At 43.2% G+C, this 26,613-nt stretch carries 28 protein-coding genes, 1 tRNA gene and 1 riboswitch; of the genes, 20 read left to right on the top strand and 9 right to left on the bottom strand.

Going from position 1 to position 26,613, the window contains the following annotated elements; genetic code table 11:
- Positions 1 to 33 precede the first annotated feature (33 nt).
- Genes H7844_04455 through H7844_04440 form a run of 4 tightly spaced genes read left to right on the top strand, consistent with a single transcriptional unit; the run spans position 34 to position 5,884 of the window.
- Positions 34 to 2,376 carry a TIGR03936 family radical SAM-associated protein gene (locus H7844_04455; GenBank protein ID MEO5356533.1) on the top strand — a complete coding sequence of 781 codons (2,343 nt, stop codon included), beginning with the start codon at positions 34 to 36 and terminating at the stop codon, positions 2,374 to 2,376.
- The gene (locus H7844_04450) at positions 2,377 to 3,876 is read left to right on the top strand and encodes an Rne/Rng family ribonuclease (GenBank protein ID MEO5356532.1); all 1,500 of its coding nucleotides are present in this window, start codon (positions 2,377 to 2,379) and stop codon (positions 3,874 to 3,876) included. It begins immediately after the preceding gene.
- Positions 3,873 to 4,709 carry an ATP-dependent sacrificial sulfur transferase LarE gene (larE, locus tag H7844_04445; GenBank protein MEO5356531.1) on the top strand — a complete coding sequence of 279 codons (837 nt, stop codon included), beginning with the start codon at positions 3,873 to 3,875 and terminating at the stop codon, positions 4,707 to 4,709. Before H7844_04450 ends, larE begins: the two co-directional genes overlap by 4 nt.
- Positions 4,706 to 5,884 (top strand): (Fe-S)-binding protein, encoded by a 1,179-nt coding sequence (locus H7844_04440; protein ID MEO5356530.1) that lies wholly within the window; start codon positions 4,706 to 4,708, stop codon positions 5,882 to 5,884. Before larE ends, H7844_04440 begins: the two co-directional genes overlap by 4 nt.
- 132 nt (positions 5,885 to 6,016) lie before the next feature.
- Here H7844_04440 and rlmN read toward each other — a convergent pair whose 3' ends face one another.
- The 7 genes from rlmN to H7844_04405 all read right to left on the bottom strand — a co-directional run bounded on the left by rlmN (position 6,017) and on the right by H7844_04405 (position 10,871).
- A complete protein-coding gene (rlmN, locus tag H7844_04435; protein MEO5356529.1) occupies positions 6,017 to 7,096 on the bottom strand; it encodes a 23S rRNA (adenine(2503)-C(2))-methyltransferase RlmN in 1,080 nt (359 codons plus the stop codon).
- On the bottom strand, positions 7,078 to 8,337 hold the full coding sequence (gene ahcY, locus H7844_04430; GenBank protein ID MEO5356528.1) for an adenosylhomocysteinase: 1,260 nt from the start codon (positions 8,335 to 8,337) through the stop codon (positions 7,078 to 7,080). Before ahcY ends, rlmN begins: the two co-directional genes overlap by 19 nt.
- 49 nt (positions 8,338 to 8,386) lie before the next feature.
- On the bottom strand, positions 8,387 to 9,538 hold the full coding sequence (gene metK / locus H7844_04425; protein ID MEO5356527.1) for a methionine adenosyltransferase: 1,152 nt from the start codon (positions 9,536 to 9,538) through the stop codon (positions 8,387 to 8,389).
- Positions 9,539 to 9,666: 128 nt separating this feature from the next.
- Positions 9,667 to 9,739, bottom strand: a tRNA-His gene (locus H7844_04420).
- Positions 9,740 to 9,796: 57 nt separating this feature from the next.
- Positions 9,797 to 9,979 carry a hypothetical protein gene (locus H7844_04415; GenBank protein MEO5356526.1) on the bottom strand — a complete coding sequence of 61 codons (183 nt, stop codon included), beginning with the start codon at positions 9,977 to 9,979 and terminating at the stop codon, positions 9,797 to 9,799.
- A gap of 76 nt (positions 9,980 to 10,055) precedes the next feature.
- Entirely contained in the window at positions 10,056 to 10,280 is a 225-nt protein-coding gene (locus H7844_04410; protein ID MEO5356525.1) for a TM2 domain-containing protein, read from the bottom strand.
- A gap of 183 nt (positions 10,281 to 10,463) precedes the next feature.
- The gene (locus H7844_04405) at positions 10,464 to 10,871 is read right to left on the bottom strand and encodes a bacteriohemerythrin (protein ID MEO5356524.1); all 408 of its coding nucleotides are present in this window, start codon (positions 10,869 to 10,871) and stop codon (positions 10,464 to 10,466) included.
- A gap of 334 nt (positions 10,872 to 11,205) precedes the next feature.
- On the opposite strand from H7844_04405, the gene H7844_04400 reads away from it, so the two are divergent.
- Positions 11,206 to 11,499: a CCDC90 family protein gene (locus tag H7844_04400; GenBank protein ID MEO5356523.1), complete on the top strand. Its 294-nt coding sequence runs from the start codon at positions 11,206 to 11,208 to the stop codon at positions 11,497 to 11,499.
- A 100-nt stretch (positions 11,500 to 11,599) separates the two neighbouring features.
- Here H7844_04400 and H7844_04395 read toward each other — a convergent pair whose 3' ends face one another.
- Positions 11,600 to 12,382, bottom strand: a complete 783-nt coding sequence (locus H7844_04395) for an ABC transporter permease (protein MEO5356522.1) — start codon at positions 12,380 to 12,382, stop codon at positions 11,600 to 11,602.
- 2 nt (positions 12,383 to 12,384) lie between these two features.
- Positions 12,385 to 13,305, bottom strand: coding sequence for an ABC transporter permease (locus tag H7844_04390; GenBank protein ID MEO5356521.1), 921 nt, complete (start codon positions 13,303 to 13,305; stop codon positions 12,385 to 12,387).
- A gap of 306 nt (positions 13,306 to 13,611) precedes the next feature.
- Between H7844_04390 and H7844_04385 the strand changes: the two genes are divergently transcribed.
- From H7844_04385 to H7844_04315, 15 genes are all read left to right on the top strand, one after another.
- Positions 13,612 to 14,067, top strand: coding sequence for a flavin reductase family protein (locus tag H7844_04385; protein MEO5356520.1), 456 nt, complete (start codon positions 13,612 to 13,614; stop codon positions 14,065 to 14,067).
- Between the two features lie 48 nt (positions 14,068 to 14,115).
- Positions 14,116 to 14,308: riboswitch (cobalamin riboswitch) on the top strand.
- A gap of 112 nt (positions 14,309 to 14,420) precedes the next feature.
- The gene (locus tag H7844_04380) at positions 14,421 to 15,257 is read left to right on the top strand and encodes a sirohydrochlorin cobaltochelatase (protein ID MEO5356519.1); all 837 of its coding nucleotides are present in this window, start codon (positions 14,421 to 14,423) and stop codon (positions 15,255 to 15,257) included.
- Between the two features lies 1 nt (position 15,258).
- Positions 15,259 to 16,005 carry an energy-coupling factor ABC transporter permease gene (locus tag H7844_04375; protein MEO5356518.1) on the top strand — a complete coding sequence of 249 codons (747 nt, stop codon included), beginning with the start codon at positions 15,259 to 15,261 and terminating at the stop codon, positions 16,003 to 16,005.
- Positions 16,002 to 16,262: a cobalt transport protein CbiN gene (locus H7844_04370; protein ID MEO5356517.1), complete on the top strand. Its 261-nt coding sequence runs from the start codon at positions 16,002 to 16,004 to the stop codon at positions 16,260 to 16,262. The genes H7844_04375 and H7844_04370 overlap by 4 nt, the downstream gene beginning before the upstream one ends.
- Before the next feature lie 54 nt (positions 16,263 to 16,316).
- Positions 16,317 to 17,006, top strand: a complete 690-nt coding sequence (cbiQ, locus tag H7844_04365; protein MEO5356516.1) for a cobalt ECF transporter T component CbiQ — start codon at positions 16,317 to 16,319, stop codon at positions 17,004 to 17,006.
- A complete protein-coding gene (locus tag H7844_04360; protein MEO5356515.1) occupies positions 17,003 to 17,851 on the top strand; it encodes an energy-coupling factor ABC transporter ATP-binding protein in 849 nt (282 codons plus the stop codon). Before cbiQ ends, H7844_04360 begins: the two co-directional genes overlap by 4 nt.
- 187 nt (positions 17,852 to 18,038) lie before the next feature.
- Positions 18,039 to 19,466 carry an ATP-binding protein gene (locus H7844_04355; GenBank protein MEO5356514.1) on the top strand — a complete coding sequence of 476 codons (1,428 nt, stop codon included), beginning with the start codon at positions 18,039 to 18,041 and terminating at the stop codon, positions 19,464 to 19,466.
- A gap of 123 nt (positions 19,467 to 19,589) precedes the next feature.
- The gene (gene cobB, locus H7844_04350; GenBank protein ID MEO5356513.1) at positions 19,590 to 20,975 is read left to right on the top strand and encodes a hydrogenobyrinic acid a,c-diamide synthase (glutamine-hydrolyzing); all 1,386 of its coding nucleotides are present in this window, start codon (positions 19,590 to 19,592) and stop codon (positions 20,973 to 20,975) included.
- Positions 20,976 to 21,668 (top strand): hypothetical protein, encoded by a 693-nt coding sequence (locus tag H7844_04345; protein ID MEO5356512.1) that lies wholly within the window; start codon positions 20,976 to 20,978, stop codon positions 21,666 to 21,668.
- Positions 21,669 to 21,681: 13 nt separating this feature from the next.
- Positions 21,682 to 22,941 (top strand): UDP-N-acetylglucosamine 1-carboxyvinyltransferase, encoded by a 1,260-nt coding sequence (gene murA, locus H7844_04340; GenBank protein ID MEO5356511.1) that lies wholly within the window; start codon positions 21,682 to 21,684, stop codon positions 22,939 to 22,941.
- Positions 22,942 to 22,956: 15 nt separating this feature from the next.
- Positions 22,957 to 23,844 (top strand): metallophosphoesterase, encoded by an 888-nt coding sequence (locus H7844_04335; protein MEO5356510.1) that lies wholly within the window; start codon positions 22,957 to 22,959, stop codon positions 23,842 to 23,844.
- A 3-nt stretch (positions 23,845 to 23,847) separates the two neighbouring features.
- Positions 23,848 to 24,183, top strand: coding sequence for a hypothetical protein (locus H7844_04330; GenBank protein MEO5356509.1), 336 nt, complete (start codon positions 23,848 to 23,850; stop codon positions 24,181 to 24,183).
- A 102-nt stretch (positions 24,184 to 24,285) separates the two neighbouring features.
- Positions 24,286 to 24,954: an orotate phosphoribosyltransferase gene (pyrE, locus tag H7844_04325; GenBank protein ID MEO5356508.1), complete on the top strand. Its 669-nt coding sequence runs from the start codon at positions 24,286 to 24,288 to the stop codon at positions 24,952 to 24,954.
- Between the two features lie 57 nt (positions 24,955 to 25,011).
- Entirely contained in the window at positions 25,012 to 25,575 is a 564-nt protein-coding gene (locus H7844_04320; GenBank protein MEO5356507.1) for a TetR/AcrR family transcriptional regulator, read from the top strand.
- 354 nt (positions 25,576 to 25,929) lie between these two features.
- Positions 25,930 to 26,409, top strand: a complete 480-nt coding sequence (locus H7844_04315; GenBank protein MEO5356506.1) for a 3D domain-containing protein — start codon at positions 25,930 to 25,932, stop codon at positions 26,407 to 26,409.
- Positions 26,410 to 26,613: the final 204 nt, after the last annotated feature.

Genomic DNA, 26,613 nt, shown 5'->3' with positions numbered 1-26,613 from the left:
GGTGAGGTTAATATAACGAAAAAAAGGGGGCTCGTGAAGTTTGCCCTCTGCTTTCCCGACCTCTACGATATCGGAATGTCTAATTTGGGCCTTAAAATCCTCTATAAAATCATAAACGATATCCCTTACGCCTCCGCTGAGCGTGCTTTCAGCCCGTGGATTGATCTGCAAGAGTACCTGAAAAGAGAAGCCGTCCCGCTTATGTCTATTGAAACCAATACCCCACTTAATAAATTTGACGCCGTAGGCTTCACTCTTCAGTACGAACTGTCCTATCCAACCGTCCTTAATATGCTCTCTATGGCTAACATTCCAATTAAAGCCGCAGAGCGTGACAATTCACACCCTGTGGTAATTGCAGGCGGCCCCTGTACGGTTAATCCAGCTCCGGTTGCAGAGTTTTTTGACGCTTTTGCAATTGGTGATGCCGAGGATTCAATAAAGGAGATCACAGAGGCAATTTATCTGTACAAGTCCGGGGGAGACGGAAAGAGGGAAAGTCTTCTTAAAGCCCTCTCCGAAATTGAAGGCGTTTATGTGCCCGCTTACTCAACCAAACCCGTTAAGAGACGATACATTTTAAACCTTAACGATTCGCCGTATCCATGTGCCTTTCCTGTGCCATTTACCGAGGTCGTTCATGACAGGATAAACATAGAGATTGCCCGGGGGTGTAGTTGCAGTTGCAGATTTTGCCAGGCCGGAATGATCTACCGCCCTGTCAGAGAACGTGACCCGGAAACAATTATAAAACTTGCCGCCGAATCCATCGCAGCCACAGGCTATGACGAGGTATCGTTTACCTCCCTTAATTCCGGTGATTATTCAAACCTGACCTATCTGCTTAAACTCTTTAACCGTAAATTTAAGGATAAAAATATATCTTTCTCGCTCCCCTCACTCAGGGTAAGCTCAGTGACTGAAGAGGTCATAAAAGAAATCAAGGTGGTGAAAAAATCAGGTTTTACAATAGCCCCGGAGGCAGCCACCTCCCGCCTCAGACTGGTCATTAATAAAGACTTCGAGCAGGAGGATTTTGAACGCACTTTGTACTCAATATTTAAAGAAGGCTGGCTTAATCTTAAAATGTATTTTCTCATAGGAATCCCTACCGAGACTGATGCAGACGTAGAGGCAATTCCTGAGATGGCCAATCTTGCCCTCAAAGTCGCCAAAAAACACACCGGACGCTTTGTCAATGTTAGTGTGGGAGTCTCTCCCTTTGTTCCCAAAGCCCATACGCCGTTTCAGTGGTGTGGGCAAATCCCAATGGATGAAATTATCCGGAAGAAGGAATACCTCAAGCGTACCATGTCACGAAAAGGTTTAAAATTCAAGGGACATGACGAGAAGATGTCCCTCCTTGAGGCGGTCATCGCCCGTGGGGATGAGTCTGTCTCAGCGCTCGTAGAGGCCGCATGGAGATTCGGCGCAAGACTGGATGCCTGGACCGAAGTGTTTGACTTTAACAACTGGCTCAACGGGGCCGAAAAAACCGGACTTGATTTAAACTCTCTTGCTGAAAAAACACTTGAGCCCGGCTTACCCATCCCATGGAATATGATTGACACGCAGATAAAGGACGACTTCCTGTACAAAGAGTACGAAAAAGCGCTCTCGACCGGCAAAACGCAGGATTGTAAGGTTACGTGCCACGCTTGTGGTGTGAAATGTAAAAGCGGACAGTATCTCTCTGAGGTCAGAGAGGATGAAATATCGGAGAGGTCAACCGACACTTTTAAAACCCGCTATAGCCCTGTAAAGGTACGAGTTATTTTCTCTAAAACCGGAAACATGAAATACCTCTCGCATCTGGAGCTGCTTACCACTATTCTTAAAGCGCTGCGCAGAGCTCAGGTTCCGCTTGTGTATTCAAAAGGATTTAACCCCTCCCCAAATGTGGCCTTCTCACCGGCTCTCGGTGTTGGGATTTCCGGAGAGCGGGAATTCTTTGACATGGAAGTACATCCGCCGTTTAATCTGAATAGTTATAAACAGATTTTAGCTGCACATATGCCGCTGCCTGTTGTTGATATGTTCTTTATCCCTCTCAATACGCCCTCCCTGTGTAAGTTTATAACCGCTTACAAGTATGAGATATTAAATTGCGGCGTTAGTGCGCAAGAAATAGAAAGCCGAATAAACAGTGAGGAAAACAAGTGGATTTTACCTGTTTTAGTGAAATTTGATATAATAGATGGCAGGCTTGAGGTTTTATTGAAAGAAACAGAGCAGACTACAGTTAAGTTATCCGCCTGTGTTAAGGCCCTGACGGGTAAAGAGTTAGAGGACACAGAGGTGTCAAGAAAAAACATGTATGGGTGGCAAAACGAATGGGTTGAGCCATCAATCACAGAAGTGCAGTTAAGGAAATAAATGGCAAATGAGATAATAATTAACCACACGCTTGATGAGGTGCGGGTAGGGGTGCTGGAGGGCGGACAGCTTGTTGAGTTCTATGTTGAACGAAAGAAGGAGGCCAGCCTTGTCGGCAATATCTACAAAGGTAAAGTGGTAAAAATACTGCCCGGTATGCAATCGGCCTTTGTGGATATCGGACTTGAAAAAGCGGCTTTTTTGTATGTGGCTGATATTAAAACCGAATCAGATGATTTTACCGCTTTTTTGGAGGAGACCGATGTTCCTATTGAGCTGCCAACCCGAAAGAGTCGCGGTGAGCTTACAATCAGTGAACTGATACAGGAGGGGCAGGAGGTAATAGTACAGGTATCAAAGGACCCCATCGGTACAAAAGGCGCAAGGAGTACATCTTACATTACAATTCCCGGGCGTTATCTTGTGCTTATGCCGACAATTGAACACATCGGGATATCCCGCCGGATAGAAAACCCCGAGGAGAGACACCGCCTTCGCTCCATAGTGGAGTCTATAAAACCAAAGGGCTACGGCCTTATCGTAAGGACAGCCAGTGAGGGCGCTAATCAGGAAGAGCTCCAACACGATATGGAATTTCTAATGCTTGTGTGGGACAACATTCATAAAAAAAAGGAAAAAGTCTGTGCCCCTGCTCTGCTTTACAGCGATTTGGACCTGAGTTTCAGAAGTGTCAGGGACCTCCTCAGCAATGACGTTGAGCGCCTGGTTATAGACTCAAGGGAAGAGTATGAAAACATCCTTGATTTTGTAAAGAACTTCTTCCAAAAGTTATTAAACAAGATTGAGCTGTATGACCGCAAAGAGCCGATCTTTGATGCATTTGGTATAGAGCTTGACATATACAAGGGGCTTGACCGTAAGGTGTGGTTAAAGTCAGGCGGCTACATTGTAATAGACCAGACCGAGGCAATGACCGTTATAGATGTAAACACCGGTAAGTACGTTGGTAAGAAGGATCTTGAAGATACGATATTAAAAACCAACCTTGAAGCTGTAAAAGAGATAGCCTATCAGATACGCCTCCGTAACCTGGGCGGCATAATCATAATAGACTTCATAGACATGGAGCTGCAGGAAAACCGTGACAAGCTCTACCTGGCCTTTGTGGAAACAATGAAAAAGGACAGAGCCAAAAACACCATATTTAACGTATCTGAGCTTGGTCTGATTCAGATGACAAGAAAGCGGATACGTGAAAGCCTTGGCCGCACACTTTGTGAAAGCTGCCCGATGTGTGAGGGTAAGGGGTTTGTCAAATCGGCAAAGACAATCAGTTATGAGATTTTCAGAAGATTAAAGAAAATTCCGATTCATAAGGGAGCCAAGGTGGTCATATCGGCTCACCCGATAGTGGCCGACTATCTGTCTGATGAGCAAAGGGCGGGCCTTGAGGAGTTTGAAGTCACCCACGACGTGGCTGTAATAGTAAAGGCTGATTCAAGGTTACACAGGGAAAATGCAGACATATCCGTGGTATGATTCAAACACCGGACTCTGATCTTTTAGGGAAAAAGTATTCTTCCTTAATTTCTTATTTAAAATCATTAAAAAGTGTTGTGTTGGCGTATTCCGGTGGAGTAGATAGCACTTTCTTGCTGATGGCGCTCTCTGAGGCACAAATACCTGCACTTGCCGTTACCGCAAAGTCTCCCTCTATGCCGCTGGATGATTACGACCGTTGTATAAGTATGACAATGAAATATAAAGTTTCCCACAAGATAATCGAAACGGATGAGATGGCGGATGAGAGATATGTATCAAATACTCCTGAACGTTGTTTTTACTGTAAGAGCGAGTTGTTCAAAAAACTAACAACCCTTGCTGAAGCCGGAGGCTATGACTGTGTAATAGACGGCTCAAACTCTGATGATGTTACCGATTACAGACCTGGGTTTAAGGCAAAAGAGTGTTTTAATATAAAAAGTCCGCTTATAGAGACCGGATTGAGAAAAGCTGATATAAGGGCAATATCGCAGCATTTTGGATTAAGCACGTGGGATATGCCCTCATCACCGTGTCTGGCCTCAAGGCTGCCCTATGGTGAAAGGGTGACGGAGGACTCACTCAGAATGGTAAGGGATGCAGAGAGTGTGTTAAAAGCCCTTGGCTTTAAGGAACTCAGAGTGAGAAAGCACGGGGATATGGCACGCATAGAGCTGCCCGACAGTGACATAGAAAAGTGTGCCGGAGCTGAGATGAGATGGAGAGTCGTTGAGGAGCTGAGGGCACTGGGATTTCTCTACGTATCGTGCGATCTGGAGGGATACGTAAGCGGCAAGTTAAACCGGGCACTTGAAGGTGGCCGGCAGTGAACGACACAGAGTTCATACATAACATCAACCTGTGTGTAAGATGTGGCGGCTGTAAGGTTGAGTGCCCAACATATTTTGCATCTACAAAGGAGATGGAAACGGCAAGGGGCAGGATGCGTCTGCTTAAGGCTTTTTTAAGCGGAGAGATACCGCCGGGTAAAAAACTGAGCGAAAAGATTTTCAGTTGCCTCCTCTGTGGAGACTGTTCAAATCGCTGTCCATTAAATATAGACATCTTAGAGGTGATTTACCATGCAAGGTATCTTCTTAAAAGTTATGATAAAAAGAGGAGATTTTATCGCTCTCTCACAAAGATAGCCTTTAAAAATACCGATTTCTCGATAAAATTATACAAACCCTTTCAGAGATATTTCAATAAGCGTATGTCAGTGGAAGGACTGATACCTGAGGATGTGGAGTTTTGTGAAAATCAGTTTAAAAAGACAAATATTTTCTTAACAAAAGAGAAAATAGGGCGGGTTGCAGTGTTTTCCGGTTGTACTGCCAAGCATGTGTATCCTGAGCTTTCCTACTCATTGGCAAACGTACTGAATGCCTTAAACTATGAGGTGGTGTTTCCCAACACGGAGGTCTGCTGCGGCACACCATTTAGGTCTCTTGGGCTAAGGGACAGTGCCGTTAAGTATGCCGAGAAGAATTACAATACTTTCAGCAAATTAAATGTGGATGCCATTGTATCCCTGTGTCCAACCTGTGTTGTGACCCTTAAGAAACACTACAAGCTTCTTATAGGCAAAGAGTTAGACAACGTGTATGACATAGCAACTTTTTTAAGTGGAAAACTCTCAAGCCGGATTACCTCAAAGTCCGGCATTGATCTTGACGTATCTGTGCATGATTCGTGCCATGACAGAAACGAGCTGCACACTGGGCGGACTACAAGAGCGATTTTATCGGAAATGGGGGCAAAAATAATCGAACCACACAAACAAATGTGTTGCGGCTTCGGAGGCACGTTCAGTTTTTTCTACAAAGACATGTCAAACGTAATATTAAAAGAAACTTTAAAAGGGCTGGTTCAGACCGGTGCAAAGGCTTTTGTTACAACCTGCCCAAACTGCATTTTTCAACTCAGTAAACTCATGAGAGACAAACCCATATACCATCTCATTGAACTTATCGAGGAAGTCCTTATGAAAGAGCAAAAAAAGTAGAAAAGAATGATTAATACCAAGTAGCAGTTAAAAGAGTAACACAGTCGGCTGGGAGCAAACGACGCCTCCCCACACAGGGGATTCCCTTTTAGGGGAGATTACGCCCCGGCACTTGTGACGATGCCAACAAAGTTAGACAAATGAATTTAACTTGGTATCAGAGATGGCTTCACCTTGCACAGGGAGCTCTGCTTTTAGCTGTCCGCAGGCTGCAAGGATGTCACGCCCTTTACTCTTTCTTATAAATACGCTTATGTTGCCCCGTGCTACAATCTCCTGAAATTCTAAAACACTGGAGTCATCCGGTCTCTTAAAAACCGAACCTTCATATTCGTTAAACGGTATAAGGTTAACCTTTGCACGTATTCCTTTTAACAGTTTTATTAGTCTTACGGCATCATCAGAGCTATCATTTACACCTTTTAACATTACGTACTCAAAGGTAATTCTTCTGCGCGGCGGTATTGGAAGTCCACGGCAGGCACTAAGCAAAGCCTTAAGGTTATACTTTTTGTTAACCGGCATTATCAGGTCTCGTACAGTCTCTGATGTAGCATTTAATGAAACAGCAGGGTTTACAGCAAAGCCATCCCTGTAGAGCCTCTCCAACTCCGGCACCAGCCCGGACGTTGACAATGTTATCCGGCGTTTTGATATACCCATTAATTCGGTCATGATTCTTATAGCTCTTGTAACCTCATCATAGTTATTTAAGGGCTCACCCATCCCCATCATCACTATGTTGGTGATTTTCTGTTGAGGCTCTATATCACGGCTGACAGACAGTATCTGATCGCATATCTCATGAGCTTTTAGATTTCTCTTAAACCCTAAAGATGCAGTTAGACAAAACTTACACCCCATGGCACATCCAACCTGGCAGGAGACACAGAGTGTCAGCCTGTCATTGTCAGCAATCAGAACGCTCTCTATGGTCAGACCGTCCTGTAGTGCAAAGAGATACTTGCGTGTGCCGTCATGGGAATCCAGACGTTTAATAATGCGAGGGTTGCTGATAAAAGCACTGCCCTTGAGAGTTTCTCTCAAAGGCAGTGAAAACTCAGTTATATCATCTATTGAAATTGACTTCTTTACATACACTCTGTGGAGAAACTGCTTAACTCTGAATGCAGGTTCCGACAGAGAGTAAAAAAAAGCAGCTAACTGCTCCTCAGTTAAAGCCTTAAGATCAACTACGTACCCATCTCCCAGCTTTTTAAATAATCTTTTTGAGTCTTTGTAAGTTTGTCTATTTTAATGCCCATGGAGATAAGTTTCAGTTTAGCTATTTCTCTGTCAATATCCTCAGGGACTTTATAAACAGACTTATTGAGTTTCTTATAGTTTTTGGCAACATATTCGGCACAAAGAGCCTGGTTGGCAAAACTCATATCCATAACCGATGACGGATGCCCCTCAGCCGCTGCAAGGTTGATTAAGCGTCCCTCGCCAAGAACATAAATTCGCTTTCCTCCACTTAAACTGAATTCCTCAACAAACGGCCTTATCAGCCGTCTTGAGGTTGATTGTTTTTCAAGAGCCTGCAACTCAATCTCAGCATTAAAGTGGCCTGAATTACACACTATGGCGCCATCTTGCATGGTTGGGAAGCATTTTTCGTTTATGACATTGATATTACCCGTAACTGTAACAAAAATATTGCCGATCTTTGATGCCTCAGCTATGGTCATAACCTCATAGCCGTCCATGGTAGCCTCAAGGGCTTTTAACGGGTCAATCTCCGTCACCACAACACGGGCACCCATACCCCTTGCCCTCATGGCAACCCCGCGGCCACACATTCCATACCCACAGACTACAAATATGCACCCCGCTATAAGGCGATTCGTTGCCCTTAATATTCCGTCAAGTGTGCTCTGGCCGGTTCCGTAGCGGTTATCAAAAAGGTGTTTTGTCTGGGCGTCGTTTACGGCTATTATCGGATACTGGAGCACCTTGTTTTCAGCCATTGCCCTCAGACGAATTACCCCTGTTGTCGTCTCCTCAGTGCCTCCTATTACGTGCTCAAGAAGGTCCTTTTTTTCCTTATGGAGAACAGAAACAAGATCAGCCCCATCATCCATTGTGATGTTGGGTTTAAATCCAAGCACATCCATAATGTGTCTGTAGTAGGTGTCATTGTCCTCACCTTTTATAGCAAAAGTGGGAATTTCAGAGTGAGCGACAAGGCTTGCCGCAACATCATCCTGAGTGCTTAACGGGTTTGATGCACACAAAATCGCCTCAGCCCCTCCTGCTTTAAGGGTTTGCATCAGAGTTGCCGTCTCTGTGGTTACGTGTAAACAAGCTGCTATACGAATCCCCTTCAGAGGTTTTTCCTTGCTGAAATAATCTTTTATCTTCCTCAGGACAGGCATTTCTTTTTCTGCCCACTCAATTCTCAACTTGCCGGACTCTGCTAAATTAATATCTTTTACGTCATGCTTAACCATTCATACTCCTCCAGGGATTTTTTGACGTCTTATCAGTCGCCACAGCTCTCTACAGGCCGGCTGCTTTTCTAAGGGTTTCAGCCATATTGGTTACTTCCCATGTAAAATCGCTGTCGTTTCTGCCGAAGTGCCCATAGGCGGCTGTCTTTTTATATATCGGTCTTCTGAGATTTAGTTTCTCTATAATTGCCTTTGGCTTTAGATCGAAGTTATCACGTATGATTTTTACCAGTTTTTCGTGGGCGATCTTACTTGTACCGCCGGTTTCCACAAGTATAGATAACGGCTCGGCTATTCCGATGGCATAGGCAATCTGTACCTCGGCTTTAGTGGCGATTCCTGCTGCTACTATATTTTTGGCTATATATCGTGCCATGTACGCACCTGAGCGGTCAACCTTTGTCGGGTCTTTACCGGAAAAACAACCGCCGCCGTGCCTGCCTACCCCTCCGTAGCTATCTACAATTATCTTTCTGCCGGTCAGGCCGGTATCTCCCATAGGCCCCCCTACTACAAACCTGCCGGTAGGGTTAACATGATAGGCTATTTTTTCCTCATCCAGTAATTTTTTGGGAACTACAGGTTTGATTACTTTTTCAACAATATCCTCTTTCATCTCCTTCAGAGTGATATCAGGGCTGTGTTGTGAGGACACTACGATATTATCAATCCTGAAAGGCACGCCGTCCTTATACTCAACAGTAACCTGAGTTTTACCGTCAGGTCTCAGATAGGGCAACACATCTGTTTTTCTAACCTCGGCTAATTTCATAGCCAGCTTATGTGAGAGCATAATGCTAAGGGGCATCAACTCTTCCGTTTCGTCACAAGCATAGCCAAACATAAGCCCCTGGTCCCCTGCCCCACCTGGGTCAACACCCACTGCTATATCAGGAGACTGCTCATGAATTGACGTTATCACAGAACATGTTTCATAGTCAAAACCATATTTAGCCCGTGTATAACCAATATCTTTTATTGTGTTTCTTACGATAGAGGGAATATCCACATAACAGTTAGTTGTTATCTCTCCGGCTATAAATGCTAAACCAGTAGTGACAAGAGTTTCGCAAGCTACTCTGGCATTGGGGTCATTTCCTATTATTGTGTCCAGTATGGCGTCAGATATCTGGTCGGCCACCTTATCGGGGTGTCCCTCGGTTACTGACTCCGAAGTAAAATAATAATTCTTTTTAGGCACTTCAACCTCCTTTTCATTATGCTTTTAACATCCAACGTTAATTATAACATTTTTCTTAATGTAAAATGAAACGGGTTTTTGCAAAAAAAATAAGCTGGTATTTTTTTATTTGCTTAAAGTATATTGAGGGTGAGTAAGGGGATTCGAACCCCCAACCCCTGGAGCCACAGTCCAGTGCTCTAACCGTTGAACTATACTCACCATCACAAAAATATTGTAAATATTTTTTATAGAGTTAGTCAAGCGGAAAATCTGCCTTTACAAATCTTCATTCTTTGATTTGTTAAGTAATTCGGAGTAATGGTTTCTGAGTTTATCGAGTTCCATACGTTGTCCCTTAAGTTCGTTTATCATATCACAATACATTTTTTTTGCTGCGCTTAGGTCCTTTCTCCACAGAATAACAATAAATATGAGCAAAAACAAAGCTATATAGTACATATCATTCCCTCAGTAATAAAAACAGGGAGGTTTTTAACCTCCCTGTTTTTAAATAATATGGAGAAGTGCGGCTGCCCTACCACTTAGTTATAGACTGATTTTCTTTGTCTTTAAAAGCACCGAGACTTATCATTACTAAGTCAACAAAATACCAGATTCCAAAACCACCCATTGTGACTAACATTATGATGCCGGTGCCTACCTTATTTACATAGAAACGATGGCCTCCAGCCCAACCGAGGAAGAAGCACAGTAATAATGTTACTAAACGGCTTTTCTCTGATCCCTGTTCATTCGTCATGTTTTTACCCTCATCATGTTTTTTTGATTGAGGTTCTTATGAACCCCCGTTATCTGACTTCATGATAACCTATTATTTTGTACGTGTCTGTATCACACGATACAAGCGGATATTTTTTTTGATACAGAGTTTAATTTAAACGTATATAGTCCAAATAAGACTTGTCATGTCTTAGAACAACGGTTATTTAACCCCTTTTTCATTTAAGAAAACTGCGAGATGTTTGTCTTTATCAAGGATGTGGTCATTAAGCCATTTCTTCAGGAAATTCATAACTTCCACGGTGACAACCATCTTGCCGGCTTCAAAATCACTCTTTAGGTCAACCACCTGTTTGGTCAATTTATCGTGTTCGGTCTTATGTTTATTATTGTCTGAGTACTTATACTTTTGTATTAAGTTTTCCTCCATTGAGAAATGACTTTTGGTATATTCAATTAATTCATTTAATGTTTTTCCTAAAACAGTAATACCCTTACCGGTTGCCATTGCATTATGGAGTTCATTGATTATATCGATTAGTTTTTTATGCTGGTTGTCAATTTCGGTTACATTAACTTTCAGTTTATCAACAAAGTCTATAAATGGCATAATTCACCTCACAGTAATTTACTAAACGCACAGTATATTTTCTGACTAATGATACTGAATGTATGAAGTATATGTCAATATTATTCCCGAAATCCGACATAGAGGTAAGAAAAACGAGTAAAGGAGTTGAAATTAAAGGAGATAATAAGAAGTAAGAAATCACCGGAAGGGTTAAGAAAAAAAAGCTCTTTACTGGATCGAGTGGGTAGAAAAGTAAGAAGTATCCTCTGTCGCCTGAACCACAGTAGCCTACAGATAAAGGGGGGTGTCAATGGAGGTTGACAGCTTGCTCAAATTTTTTCTATTCTAAGGTAGAAAGAGTAAGGAGGTATTCATGGCAACATTATTTTTTGATACGTTGAAGGTATTTGAAACATTGAAATCATCCGGCTTTTCAGATGAACAGGCAAAGGGCTTGTCGGACACACTGAAGGTCGCACAAGAAGCAGGTGCTGAACACCTTGCTGCTAAGGCTGATTTGCAGGCTGCAAAAGCAGAGCTAAAAGAAGATATAAATAGACTTGATACAAAAATCTCAGACACAAAGGCTGAAATACTCAAGTGGATGTTTATTTTCTGGGCGAGCCAAATAGGGGTTATCTTCGCTCTTTTTAAGTTTTTTAAATAATCCCCTCGAAATAGTCTTTTAACGCTTCACTAATCAAAGCAACATCTTAAAAACCACTTTTAGCGGGCTGCCTGTTTTTCTATATCGGATTCCGGGATACTTAACTCTTTTTATTTAGCAAATCACCTGCGAGATTAAAACAGAGCGCCGTTGAGGCGATAGCCAAACCCGGAAAAATCACCATCCATGGTTCTGAGAGCAGGTAAGCCCTGTTTTCACTTACCATGTTGCCCCAGCTTGGAACAGGGGGCTGCGGCCCCAGCCCCAGAAAACTCAACGACGCCTCGGTTAGAATATAGCCGCTGAACTTTAACCCAAACATTGCTATCGCAATAGGTAAACACTGAGGCAAAATGTGAAAGACTATGATACGCATACTACCGGCCCCGATTGAGCGTGCCGCCTCAACATAGGGCATTTCTTTTATTTTTAGTACCTGAGCGCGTATAAGACGTGCAAAAGCCGCCCACCCCACTATTGATATTGCCGTCATTACTGTAAAGACGCTTGGTGGCAGTAACACGGAAATCCCTATTGCCAACAGTAAAGACGGAAAGGAGAGCGTCAAATCCACTATCGCCATTAAAACCGTATCCACTATTCCGCTAAAATAGCCTGATACGAGTCCCACAAAAAACCCAATTGACAAAGCAACGGCTGCAGCTACAAATGATACGCCCAGTGAAATCCTCCCTCCATAAAGCACACGACATAAAACATCCCTTCCCTTACTGTCCGTACCAAACGGATGTTTTATTGTCGGCCCCTCTTTTATGCTATCTAAATCTATCTTAAATGGATCATATGGGGTTAGAAACCCTGCAAAACCTACAGCCAACACTATAATTGTTAAAATTATCAGCGGGATTGATTTAACAGTCATTCTCATGACACCCTGATTCTCGGGTCAACGTACCGGTAAATAATATCCACTGCTGCATTTATGAAAACAAAAATAAAAGTGCCGGTTATTATGCACCCTAATACGACAGGGTAATCGCGCTTCAGGATGCCATCTACTGTAAAGCGTCCTATCCCATCCCAGCCGAAAATCGTCTCAGTCAGCACTGCACCATTTAGAAAACTTGCAAAATCAAGCCCTATTACGGTTATAACCGGTATCAGGATGTTTTTTAGAATGTGAATGAAATTAATTCTAAACGGCGTTAACCCCTTTGCTTTCAGTACCTTAACAAAGGGCATATCGAGGGTTTCAACAACAGATGCCCTTGTGATTCCGGCAATACCCGATATAACCGGCAGGGAGAGGGTTATGGCTGGAAGAATCAGGAATTTTAATCCTCCGGTGCCGGATGGAGGCAGTAGTTTTAGTTTCAAACTCAGGACTAACATTAAGATAAGTCCGCTCCAAAATACCGGCATACTCATGCCTGCCAGAGAAAGTGTTGAAAGCAGCTTATCTGCAAACTTTCCAGTATTTAGGCCGGCTACAAAACCCAGAACAGTTCCCAGCACCGTTGCCAGAAAAACTGCTGAGGCGGCAAGTGTCAGCGTGTTTGGTAGTTTTCTGAGTATCTCATCCAGCACATCCCTGTTTGAATAGTAAGAGCGGCCAAGGTTTCCCTTAAAAACGAGAGCAACGTATCCGGCATATTGAACAATAAAAGGTTTGTCAACGCCAAGGGATGCCCTTATCCTTTGCAGGTCTTCAGGTTTTGCGTGTTGACCGACAAGCCCCTCGGCTGGATCGCCGGGCAGCATGTTTATAAGCAGAAACGTTATAAAGGTTATTCCTGAAATCAGTAAAACCACCACAGCCGCTTTTTTTATAATAAACCTCAGCATATCCTAAAGCATCCTGAGTGCAATTATACCATAACAGTGAATTATAAACAGAGAAACGTAAAGACCACTCCTTCCTCACCGTGTATAGTAGAAAAAAATGGATAGTCTGCTGTAATCTGAAATTTCCGCTCAAAAAACCACTTTTAGCAGGCTGCCGGATTTTCTATATCGGATTTCGTGTATTAATTTTGAATTTGTTTTTAACAATTGAATTAGTGTATAGTTTTATGATAAGGCAATGTGACGACTTTGTGGTTGCTTTTAGCAACACTTTTAGTAACTCAAGAAAATATACAGGAGGAAAATATGCAGAGTGTTGTAGCAAAGGGCATAACGCACGGTGTATATGTAATAACGGTAAATGCAAAAGGTAAGGTAAACGGCATGACTGCAAGCTGGGTCTCACAGGTCTCTTTTAGTCCTTTGATGTTGATGGTTTCAATTGCTCCGGGCAGATATTCTAATGAGCTGATTAAAGAGTCGGGATATTTTGCAATAAATGTGCTTTCATCGGAGCAGTCCAAAGAGGCCAGGCTTTTTGGTTTCAGCAGCGGCAGGACAGTTAATAAGTTTAAAAACATTCCGTACTTTAATGCACCAAACGGTTCACCGGTTATAGAAAGTGCCATGGCGTATTGTGAGTGTAAACTTAATAGTGTGTTCTCGGCAGGTGACCACGAACTTTTTGTCGGAGATGTTGTATCAGCGAAACTTATGAAAGATGTTAAGCCGTATCTGTTTGTCTGGGATGAGTTTTTTTAAATCGGTTTAATTAACATGTTTATAAAAACACCGGTACAGTTGACTTTTCAGATAACTATCGTTTAGGCTATACATACATGTATAAGCGGTAAGGGAAGTGGAGTATGAAAGAATCTCACGCTGCCCCGCAGCCGTGGTGGGAACGAAAGCCCTCTCTATACAGCCACTGGGATAAAACCTGGGAAGGCGGGTTAGTAGGACGCCCTAAGCCGGAAAACCTGGCCGCTTAAATTTAAAAGGAGATATTTTGTCTCCTTAGCACTACGAGGGTGGTCATATGATGTTTATGTTTTTTATTCTGTACAACATGCTGCAGTTATCCTCTTATCTAAAACACAAAGGCGGCGCACATCGTGAAAGAACGTAAACTAAAAAAACGGAACTTAAGGGAAGCTCCCGCTGTTGTAATTGCCGCCTTTGGCACAACTTCACGCGGAAAAGCCGCATACGACAGGTTTGATAAAAAGCTCAGGGAACATTACCCCGGCCACGAAATCCAATGGGCATATACATCGGAGATAATACGTGAAAAAACCGGAGTCCCCGGCATTCTGCAAGCTCTGGCTCAATTAGAGGACCGCGGCTACAGAAAAGCCGTCATTCAGCCGCTTCAGATTTTTCCCGGCACCGAGTATCAGATGTTAATAGAGACCTGCAACGCCTTTCCGGGAATGCGTATCGTTGCAGGGGAAACACTCCTTCACAGATGGCAGTACGTGCATGAGGTTTTTGAGCTGATAGCCGGAAGTTTTCTTAAACACGATGAGGGTTTCAACATTGTTGTCGCTCACGGCACACCTCTTTGCACAGACCCTGCAAATATCCTCTACCTCTCCCTTGACTCATACATTACACAGAGGTTTAATAATACATTTCTTGCTACCGTTGACGGCATCCCGGACAGAGTATGGGCGCTGAATGAACTGTTTGCACACCCTGAGGCTGAAAACAAAAAACGGGTGAGGTTAATTCCCTTTATGTTTATCTCCGGGCTGCACTTTGAACACGACCTGATGGGTGATGACAACAGCTTTAAAACCGCCCTGCAAAGCAGAGGTTGTCAGGTGGAATGTCTCAATGTAGAGCACGAGGCGGAGGTTTACTCCAAAGGCCTGGGTTTTTATGAGGGAATACCTGAAATATTTATAAAGAGAGTAGAGCGTGCCATGTCTCTTATGGAGATTTACTGATATGGTTGTTAAAACCGTGTTTTTGTTAACACTTCTGCTGATACCTGTCATTTTACCGGTACATGCCTACGCAATGCACATTATGGAGGGATTTCTGCCTCTATGGTGGTGCCTATGCTGGTATGCTGTGGTTTTACCATTTGTAGCGCTTGGAGTACGCATGATAAAAAAGCAAGCTCAGGAAAATTCATCATTTAAGTTGCTGCTTGGTGTCTCAGCGGGATTTTTATTTGTAGTGTCTGCTATGAAAATCCCATCTGTTGCCGGAAGCTGCTCGCACCCTACCGGGATAGGGCTCGGAGCAATACTATTTGGCCCTCTGCCTATGGTTGTGCTTTCTCTTATAGTTCTGGTGTTTCAGGCCCTGCTTTTGGCCCACGGCGGCGTTTCCACCCTTGGGGCCAATGTGTTTTCAATGGGAGTAATCGGCGCCTTTGTTTCTTTTGGCATATATGCTCTTATGAAAAAAATAAAGATGCCTATACAATTGTCGGTTTTCTTAGCCGCAGCTCTGGGTGACTTATCCACTTATATGGTAACGTCCCTCCAGTTAGCACTTGCCTATCCCACAGAGAACAACTATATTACATCGTTTTTAAAGTTTCTGTCTGTTTTTGCTGTTACCCAACTGCCCCTTGCAGCCTTAGAAGGCATCGTCACCGTTTTTGTTTTCAATTATCTCAGGAATTTTCAAAAAGACAACATTATACCAACCTATACAGTACAAAAGGAAAACAATACCAGATGAAGATAAAAATTATACTCCTTAGCGCTCTCATTCTCTGCATAGCCACTGTTGGCATAGTCTCTTACGGTACCACCGGTTTTACCGGAACCGATGACCAGGCGGAGCAGTTGATTACTACAGTCCAACATGACTATAAGCCATGGATTAAGCCGCTATGGGAGCCCGGGAGGCTGGAAGGTGTTCTGTTTTCAGTTCAGATACTAATTGGTTTTACGTTAATAGGTTATTTTCTGGTGTTCAGAAAAAAGAAAAAATAAGTTACCTTGCTGGATACGTACGCATATACAAATAAGTTGTGTCAGACCCATCCGGTGGAAAAAGTGTCATTTGCCCTGTCACTCCTTATGATTACCCTTATAAGCGATTCCCCGTTTGTATCTGTTATGACAGTGGTTATCATGGCCTTTGTATCTCTGTTCAGAGCGAATATCCCCCCTGGTTTTTATTTTAAATTCCTGCTGTCTTTTGCGTTTTTTGCTTTAACCACATCTGCTCTTACAGTACTGTCTTTTTCATCATTTCAAACAGGGCTCACAAAGGCTGCTCTTATGACAGCCCTTGCTCTTTTTTTTAAGGCTCTGGGTTCCGTGCTTTGCCTTTTTTTTATTTCCACAACGACTCCGTTTGTTCAGATAGTGTCCTGCTTGCAGAGACTCAGGATTCCGCCTGTGCTGATTGAAATTTCAGCCCTTACCTACAGGTTTATTTTTGTTTTGTTTGAAGTTTCAAGTAAAATCACAAAATCTCAATCCTCACGCCTTGGTTATATTTCCCTTAAATCCTCGTACCGGAGTCTTGGAATTTTGATTTCAAGTCTTTTTATTAAAACACTCAACCACGCGGCAACTCTGGAAAGGGGACTTCAGGTCAGAAATTTTCAGGGAAGCCTCAAAGTACCCGACAGAGAGTACTCATACTCTAAGATAAATGTGTTTTTTATAATATTAACAGTATCGTCACTGATTCTGATTTCAATTTTAACAAGAAGCTTAGCAAGGTGAACACACCACTTATTGAATTTAAAAATGTCTGTTATACATACCCTGACGGCACGGCTGCGCTTACCGGTGTTAATCTGTCAATTGAAAAAGGGGAAAAGACTGCACTTATCGGCCCAAACGGCTCAGGGAAATCCACACTGATTTTGCACCTTAACGGGCTGTTGAAACCTGCCGGCGGTAAGATTTTCTGCGGCGGGGTGGAAATCGGCTATAGTAAGGGCGATTTAATTAATCTTAGAAAGCGCATCGGGGTGGTCTTTCAGGACCCGGAGAGTCAGCTTTTCTCACTGACCGTGTATCAGGAGGTATCATTTGGCCCTGTGAACATGGCTTTGAGCATAGAAGAGGTAAGGCGCAGAGTGGAACAGGCGATGGCAAAAACAGAGGTGACACATTTAAGGGACAAGCCTGCTCACTTTTTAAGCCTTGGAGAGAAGAAGGCAGTCTCCATAGCGGACATTATCGCCATGGAGCCGGAGTTTATCGTGTTTGACGAACCCACCTCAAGCCTTGATTACAGACATAAAACCCGTATTATGGAAATACTGAATAATCTGCACGACAGCGGTGTGACGATATTGCTTGCAACCCACGATATTGACCTTGTCTATGCGTGGGCTGACCACGTTTATGTCTTAAACGAGGGTAAAATAATAACAGAGGGCAGCCCTGAGGCCGTTTTCTCAAAACTGACAAAAAACAGCTCCGTTGGCATTGCAAAACCCGTGGTTATGGAAATGTTTCAGGCACTCTCAAATGCGGGCTTACTGTTGAACAAGACAACCACCATACCTAAGACGAAAGAACAGTTAATTGAATTAATCAGGTCCTCAACAGGCACTTAATATGTACAAGTTACGCCTTCAACACACGTTGATGTTACATCATAAAGAACCAGACTTCCATCCCTTAAAAAATGCCTTTTCAATAAGCACGAATTTTCATGGTTATTTTTTTTATTTCAATTTAAAGGCATTTGCTAAAAGTATCCATTTATGCTATATATAACATACATAAAACGACAAGAAATTTATGAATATTAGTAACTTATTAGCGCCATATAATCCGTGGCGGCAAGATGGCAATGTTGATAATGCTTTTAAGCACCTGCCACAGTTTAAACGTCCGGTTTTTGAAGACATTTTTTTTGCACTTAAAAATGTACCTCAGATTATTTCAATAACCGGGCCCCGCCGTGTCGGGAAAAGTACTCTTATTCGCCAAACAATCAAAAAACTAATTGCTGAGGGAGTACACCCGCAGAGACTAATTTACTATTCAATGGACGATCCGGCCCTACTCCTTACCAATACAGACCATGATAAGTTTTTCACAGCCCTCATGGAACACAGTGTCAGCATGGATGCCCCTGACACAACATATGTGTTTTTGGATGAAATTCAGCGTTTCCCCGGTTGGGAGCTTTTCTTAAAGAAATACTACGATCTTGACTATCCGATACGGTTTTGCATCTCAGGGTCAGCCACAACTCCAATATTTAAAAAAAGCAGGGAAAGTCTTCTTGGCCGCATTAAGGATTTCCATGTGCTGCCGTTTTCATTCAGGGAATTTCTGTTGTATCATAATCTTGATCTTTCAGTTGTTTTGAATAATATATATAAGACCGGTAAAACTATTCAGGGAATGTTATCAGAACATTTTAAGTATGCAGACCTTGAGGAAGTTCACGTTCCTCAGATTGAAGAGCATTTAAGAGATAACATTTCATACTATTTTGAGATATTTCTGAAAGAGGGAGGTTTTCCGGAGGTCTGGAGCCTGCCCGACTGGGAAACCAAACAATCGTACCTGTTTGACAATCAGGTAAAAAAAGTGATTCTTGAGGACCTTGTGCTGACGGTAGAGCTTAGAAAACCGGAAATGCTCAAGAGGTTTTATATTTCACTTTTGGAAAATCCGGGACGTGAGATTAATTTTCAGAAATTAGCAAGTGATTTGGGCGTCAGTCGGGCAACAATAGAAACATACTTTCCGCTTCTTGAAATGACAGACCTGATTCGTCATATTGACCGGTTCAGCAAAAGCTATATAAGCACACGACGTGGCAACATTAAGTGTTATCTGACAGACCTTGCCCTCAGAAACGCAGTGCTGCGTATAGGTGACACGCTTTTAGAAGATGAGGCCACAGTGGGGTTGTATGCCGAAAACCTCGTATTCAATGCCCTTAAAAAATGGCAGGGTGTTGTTAATATCGGCTACTACAGGGATAAAACACGAGAGGTTGATTTTATTGTATCTGCCGGCGCCGGCAGATATTTACCGGTTGAGGTTAAGTACAAAAACAATATTAATGCAGGACAACTTAAGGTTATAAGAACACTATGTAAACAGTTTGACCAAAACGGCATCGTAGTTACAAAACAATGGGATGACTTTGGAAAAAGAGACTGCCTGTTTTACATCCCGCTTCCGCATTTTCTTCTTTTGTTTGATTAACAAGTCCTTTAAAGGGGGACTGCTACTTGGCATTAGTATCAGGCATAAAACCATTTGCTTTTTTTTATTTCTAAATAGTTAAATAGAAGAGATGTACAAAATAATTCTCTGTAACATATATTTATGTCTGTAGGCAGGCTGATAATAGGCGGCCTCAGGGGCGGCTCAGGGAAGACTACGCTGTCTTTGGGGCTTTTAAAGCACTGGAGTGACAGCCGGCGCCGCATTGTTCCTTTTAAAAAGGGTCCGGATTATATAGATGCCGGATGGCTCTCTCAGGCTGCCGGCCGGCAGTGTTATAACCTTGATACATTTATCATTCCGCAAGACAAAATCCTGCAATCTATATCAAATAACTCTAAGGAGGCCGACTTCATTGTAATAGAGGGAAACAGGGGGCTCTATGACGGTGTGGACTCAAAGGGCACTTTCAGCACCGCCTCTCTTTCCTTACTTCTTGACGCACCGGTTATCCTTGTTGTTGACTGCATAAAGGTTACTACAACTGTGGGTGTAATTGTAAAGGGTATTGTTGAGTTTGACCGCAGAGTCAGAATAAAAGGCGTTGTGCTTAACAATGTGTCAAACCAGCGGCATGAGTCGGTTATCGTTGAAGCAGTGGAAGGCTACTCCGGTGTACCGGTTCTTGGAGCGCTCAAAAAAGTATCCAGAGTCCTTTTGCCTGAAAGACACATGGGGCTTGTAACCGCCGAGGAACACTTACAGGCTCAAAGGGCTCTTAACGAGATGTGTATGCTTGTAAGGGACTGTGTGGATACCGATAAACTATGGGAAGTGGGCATGGACACAGACACACTATGCCTCCCTCCGCCGGATGAGGCAGTATATGTCAACAGTGAAAAGGTAATAATCGGCATTATAAAAGACGCCGCTTTTCAGTTCTACTATCCTGAGAATCTGGATGAATTAAGAAAAGCAGGTGCAAAGCTTATAGAGTTAAGCGCTGTTGCGCAAACAACGCTGCCCGAGCTGGATGCTCTTTATATCGGAGGCGGCTTTCCTGAAATAAACGCTATAAAACTCTCGGAAAATGCAGATTTCAGGAAACAGCTAAAAGAGGCCATAGAGAATGGCCTTCCCGTCTATGCCGAATGTGGCGGACTGATGTTTCTTGGCAGCAGCATAACCATCGGCGATACAAGATATCCGATGACCGGAATCTTTCCGTTTGACTTTGAAATGGAGGCAAAACCTCAGGCACACGGATACACGGTAGTGGAAACGGTTAAAGAAACTCCGTTTTTTGCTAACAATGTGTTGCTTAGGGGACATGAGTTTCACTACTCAAGAGTAAGTGTTTCAAGCTCAAGGCAACTGGATTTTGCTTTAAAGATGAAAAGGGGTAAGGGGATTTTTAACGGTCAGGATGGAGCATGTTATAAAAATGTATTTGCCTGTTACACGCACCTTCACGCCCTTGGAGCTGATGAATGGGTAAAGGGTATGATAAATGCCGCAGAGCAGTACAAAAGAGCAAGGGGGGGATAGATGATGGAGAGCTTTTTAAAGAATCTTAAAAAAAACGAAATATCTATAAGGCAATTAAAACAAAAGATAAAAGCCCACATAGAGAGAAATGAGTTCTCAGAAATAGAGGAATTTGTAAAAGAAGACAAAAGAGTGCTGAGTGCATTGGTGTCTATGTCTTACGATAAGACATTGGAGGGCAGTTGGAAGGCGGCGTTGTTAACCGGTCAGATAATAGGGCGCATGGCGGAGACGGACTCACAGGAGGCGCGCGGTCAGGTGCAGAGGCTTATCTGGAATATGAGTGACGAGTCGGGCACAATCCCGTGGATGGTGCCTGAGATACTGGGTGAGGTGGTTAGGGAAAATCCAAGGCCATTTACAGACATACCGGCCATAATTGTCGGCTACTCACATTCAGAGACTGAAGATAATATTTTTCTTGCCGGTGTGCTGTATGCTATTGGACGAATTGGAGAGATTCACAAAGAGTACATCGCCGATTTTCCCTACATACTGGTGAAAGAGTGCTTTCTGCATAGAGAAGCAGATGTGTGTGTAAATGCGGTAATTGCAGCCAAAAGGCTTGGCATGACAGGGCTGGATGATGTATTGTCTCAGGTTAAACAAAGACATGAACTCGTAACTGTTTACTATGACAACAGACTCAGGACGTTAACAATATCAGAGATGACCAAAGAGTTATTTCCATAAAAAGGGAGAATAAATGGATAAGTTATTAATAAGAGGGGGCGGGAAACTTCATGGGGAGGTGGAGATAAGCGGAGCAAAGAATGCAGCGCTTCCCATCATGGCTGCAACGATATTAAGCCCTGCACAAAACATCCTGTACAACATCCCTGATTTAAAAGACATAAAAACCATGTCAACAGTGCTTCAGAGTATGGGGGGGGAGGTTAGCAGGGATGGAGCGGCTCTGAGGATAAATACCGGCGGGGTGGAAACAGTGGAGGCACCTTATGAGCTTGTAAAGACCATGAGGGCATCGGTGTTGACCCTTGGGCCGCTTATGGCGCGTTTTGGTTATGCAAAAGTGTCACTTCCCGGAGGATGCGCCATAGGGGCAAGGCCGATAAACCTTCACCTGATGGGGCTTGAGAAAATGGGGGCGGATATAACCCTCTCACAGGGATACGTAATTGCAAAGGCTAAGCGGCTTAAGGGCGCCACAATACCATTTGACACGGTGACGGTAACAGGTACGGAAAATTTAATGATGGCCGCCGTGTTTGCAGATGGAGTAACACGGCTTGAAAATGCAGCCCGTGAACCGGAAGTATGTGACCTTGCAGCAGCTTTAATTCAGATGGGAGCTCATATAACAGGCGCAGGCTCATCCATTATAGAAATCGAGGGAGTGAAAGAGTTGAAACCCGCCAATCACAGAGTGATACCCGACAGGATAGAGACCGGCACTTTTATGGCCTTTGCCGGAATAACCGGCGGTGACATCCTGATTAAAAACTGTGAGGTTTCACATGTTGGACTGGTGATGGAAAAATTCAGAGAGACCGGCATTGTAATAAAAGAAGACTCCGGAGGACTCAGAGTAACAGGGCCGCAATCGGGCACTCTTAAGGCTACAGATATTAGAACACAGCCATATCCGGGCTTTCCCACAGACATGCAGGCACAGCTTATGGCCATGATGTGTGTGGCGGACGGAACTAGTGTCATCAGAGAGACAATTTTTGAAAACCGTTTTATGCATGTGGCCGAATTAAGGCGAATGGGGGCCAACATTGAGGCTGAGGATAATGTGGCTACCGTAAAGGGTGTAAGCAAGCTACTGGGTGCTCAGGTTATGGCAACCGACCTCAGGGCAAGTGCATCCCTGGTAGTAGCGGCACTTGCCGCTTCCGGTGAGACTGTAATAGACAGAATTTACCATCTTGACCGCGGCTATGAAAAAATAGAGGCTAAGCTTTCAAGTATTGGGGCTGATATTCAGAGAATCAGGCAATAGAATTATTGCGTTATTATGACAAGAAGGGCTTTTTTGGTTAACCTCTTAAGGGGCGGCATGTTGTTTACCGGACTGAAGGGCTTTTATAATACAACAAGGTATCAGTTACAGCTTAGCAGGGCGGATTTAAAAATACGCAATTTGCCGTTATTTTTCAGAGGCTTTAAGATAGCACTTCTAAGTGATTTTCACAGTTCTTTTTTAGTCGGTGAGGCTGTTATTTCAAAAGCAAGGGAAATGGCTATGAGGGAGAGGCCGGATATGATAGCCTTAACAGGGGATTTTGTAACCGGCACAAATGAGGTCGGGGGCAGCAAAAGCGAAAGTCTGGAAAAGTTTGATGTAAAATATGTCGATAGTTGTGCACGGGCACTTAAAGGGCTCAGTGCACCGTTAGGGATTTACGGGGTTTTAGGAAACCACGACTTCTGGTGCGGCAAGGAGGCGATTGATGCAATTTACTCCACCTTTGAGCGGCAATTAGGTGTAAAATGGCTTAGGAACGAAAACGTCACCTTAGCAGGTGACGGCGGACAGATAGACATCCTGGGTGTTGATGATTACTGGGAAAAGTCCTGCTCCCTCAGAGATGCTTTTAAGGGGCTTAGGGATGATACCGTTAAGGTTTTGTTAAGCCATAACCCGGATATCAATGTGGAGATAGAGGCACATAGAAAGAGGGTGGATGTTGTACTCTCAGGGCATACCCACGGCGGGCAGGTGGTACTTCCAATTGTTGGTTCGCCGTTTCTGCCGTCCACAATGGGACAGAAGTACTTAAGAGGTATTATTAAAGATGACAGCCGTCAAACATGTGTTACAAACGGAATCGGAATCAACATAGTGCCCCTTCGCTATAACTGCCCGCCTGAGGTGACACTTATAACCCTCTATGGAGAGTAATATATGAAAACAGCGTGTGTTTTAATGCTTTTAATATTAATTATGTTTACAGACGTATCAGAGGCACAGTTTTCGGCTATAAAAGCCACGGTCAGAAATCAGGAAGTTTCAGCAAAACTTGCAGAGGCTCAGAGAGTTTTAGATGAGGGAAAGACCGCTAAGACTTTGGCACTGAAAGACGTAACCCTGTATCAACATAAGATAAATGTCATTAGAACCAGAGCGGTAAGTAAAGAACGTAGGGGGATGAGACCTCAGGAGGCTGAGGAACTCTCCAAATTGCTGGACATATTGATAATTGAAATTAAAGTCTCTGTAACGCCGCCCGGGGATGACTGACAATGTTAGCGGAATGAGTTTTTATTTACCCCGTCTGTCTTTATCTGCTTTAGAAAATTGTTGTTTTTCCTGCCGGGTTTCTGTTATTGTAGAGACGCAGGTATGATAGATTTAATAGAAAGCATGACGGCAAGGCTCTTGTGGGAGACGAAGGCTGTGCGGGTATCGCTGGATAGCCCATTTAAACTTACCTCCGGCAACTACAGCCCTATATACGTAAATTGCAGGGCTTTGATCTCTGATGCGCCTGCTATGGACATCATATCGGCATTTTGCCACTGGATACACGTTGAAAATGCACTGGAGGCTGATTTAATAGCAGGCGGGGAAACTGCAGGAATTCCATTTGCCGCTTACATTGCCCATCGACTTGCCAAGCCGATGGTGTATGTTAGAAAGAGCCCAAAGCAGCATGGTATGGGAAGCGTGGTTGAGGGGACGGTGAGGATAGGGCAGAGTGTGCTTTTAATTGAAGACCTTATAACTGACGGCGGCAGTAAAGAGAAATTTGTATCCGGTTTAAGGGAAAACGGCCTTATCGTCAACCACTGTCTTGTTATTTTTGACAGAGAACAGGGCGGGGCCGATTTTTTAAACTCCATGGGGGTGTCTTTGCACCATCTGTGCACTATGTCGGCGGCAATCCAAAGCTGGGTTAAGATGGACCTTGTTAAAGATTCTGAAAAGGATGAGATACTGTTTTATATAAACAACCCTAAAGGCTGGCACGAAAAAAGGGGTTTTCATTTTATAGAAGATATTACCTCCTGAGAAACTCACGCCACACTCAACCTCCAGTTTTATAGTACAATACAGAAGTGACATGTTATGAAAAAACCCACAACAAAGGAAAAAATACTACAGGCTGCCACAGAGTTATTTTCGTATAAGGGCTATACCTCTGCGACAACCCGTGAGGTTGCTAAAGAAGCAGGTGTTTGCGAACTAACCGTCTTCAGATATTTTTTAACAAAAGAGAAGCTTTTTACAGAAATACTGGAGAGTTATCTAAAACCGCCATATGCAGAGGAAATGTACAAACAGACTGATGGTTTGTCTAAAAGGGAAATAATTTCAGGACTTTGGAGCAGACTATTTAAGCATTTTCAGAGCAGTAAAAAAATACAAACCATTGTGCTCTCGCAGTCTTATAAAAACAAGGAGGTTGCACAGATGAGCAAATGTTATTTTACCGATATAGAAACACTATTAACAGACTGTATAAAAAAAACCGGTATTTTGGAACACACAGAAGCTGTCAACTTTGCAGCTGCCACCCTACATGGGGCATATGCTTTTTTTGTTTTAGAGGAAATTATAAAAGGACGGAGTGTTGATGATACTGAGATCAAACAGAATGGAAAATTATTTGCCGACATTATTAATGTTTAAAGAGATAGTTTTTTTTACATCACTCTACGTTTGTTGCAAAAATGCAACATAAAATGATTATCCGTGGCGGCGGTATTTGTGTGATACAGCCATTTAACAAGCCGGTTAACCCTTATATTTAAACAGGTTACTCAACTGTTGCAAAAAAGCCTCAAATTTAAAGTCTTTTTCTTAAATCTGTATCTTTAAAATCTTATCAAAACATGGATTTATGAATTATTTATCAGCATATTCATCATCCGGCATGAATATTGCATATATATAGTAACTGCAATAAAATAGGTTTCATAACCTAAAACTGTGATAAGCGCAATGTATGTTTTGTAATCACAGGCAAAAACGGGGGTAACAATTATGCAAATGCGACTAAGCTGTTTTTCGATGTCTGCGGGGATGTTGGCAATAATTCTGTTTCTGGTTGGCATGCACCACTTTGATACGGTGTCGGTTTTAACACAAAAAAATGTGCAATTATCGAGAAAAATAAACACGTTGGAAACATCTTTTCTTACAGATTTAGAAAAAGGCGAGTTTGAGGTAACCGCCTATGATGTATCTTTAAGGAGCACAGGTAAGTGGAGCCGCTTTCGCCTGACAAAAAGCGGCACAACACCACATAAGTACAGAACCGTGGCGGTTGACCCTGCGATAATCCCGATTGGTTCTCTTGTGTATATAGAGGGAATCGGCTGGCGGATAGCCGAGGACACCGGCAGCAAGATTAAGGGTAAAATGATAGACGTGTTTTTTGATACAACTGAGGAGGCCATGGACTTCGGAAGGCAAACTCTCAGGGTGTATTACTATAATTCCAATTCTAATTCAAAAGTATAACGCAGGCGGCAAGGAACAAGCGACGCCTCCCCTCACAGGGGATTCCCCTTAGGGGAGACGTCAAGGGGCTTTCGACGAAGCCAACAAAGTTAATCGAATAAATGCAGCCTGGAATTAGTCTTTACTTTGATAGAAATAATCCCGACTTTTATGTTAGCCTAAGTATAATCAATAATATAAAGAGGCAAAATGCACCAACACTAT

This window comes from Nitrospirae bacterium YQR-1 (assembly GCA_039908095.1).
Taxonomy (GTDB): Bacteria; Nitrospirota; Thermodesulfovibrionia; order Thermodesulfovibrionales; family Magnetobacteriaceae; genus Magnetomonas.
This window is presented reverse-complemented; position numbering and strand designations above follow the sequence as displayed.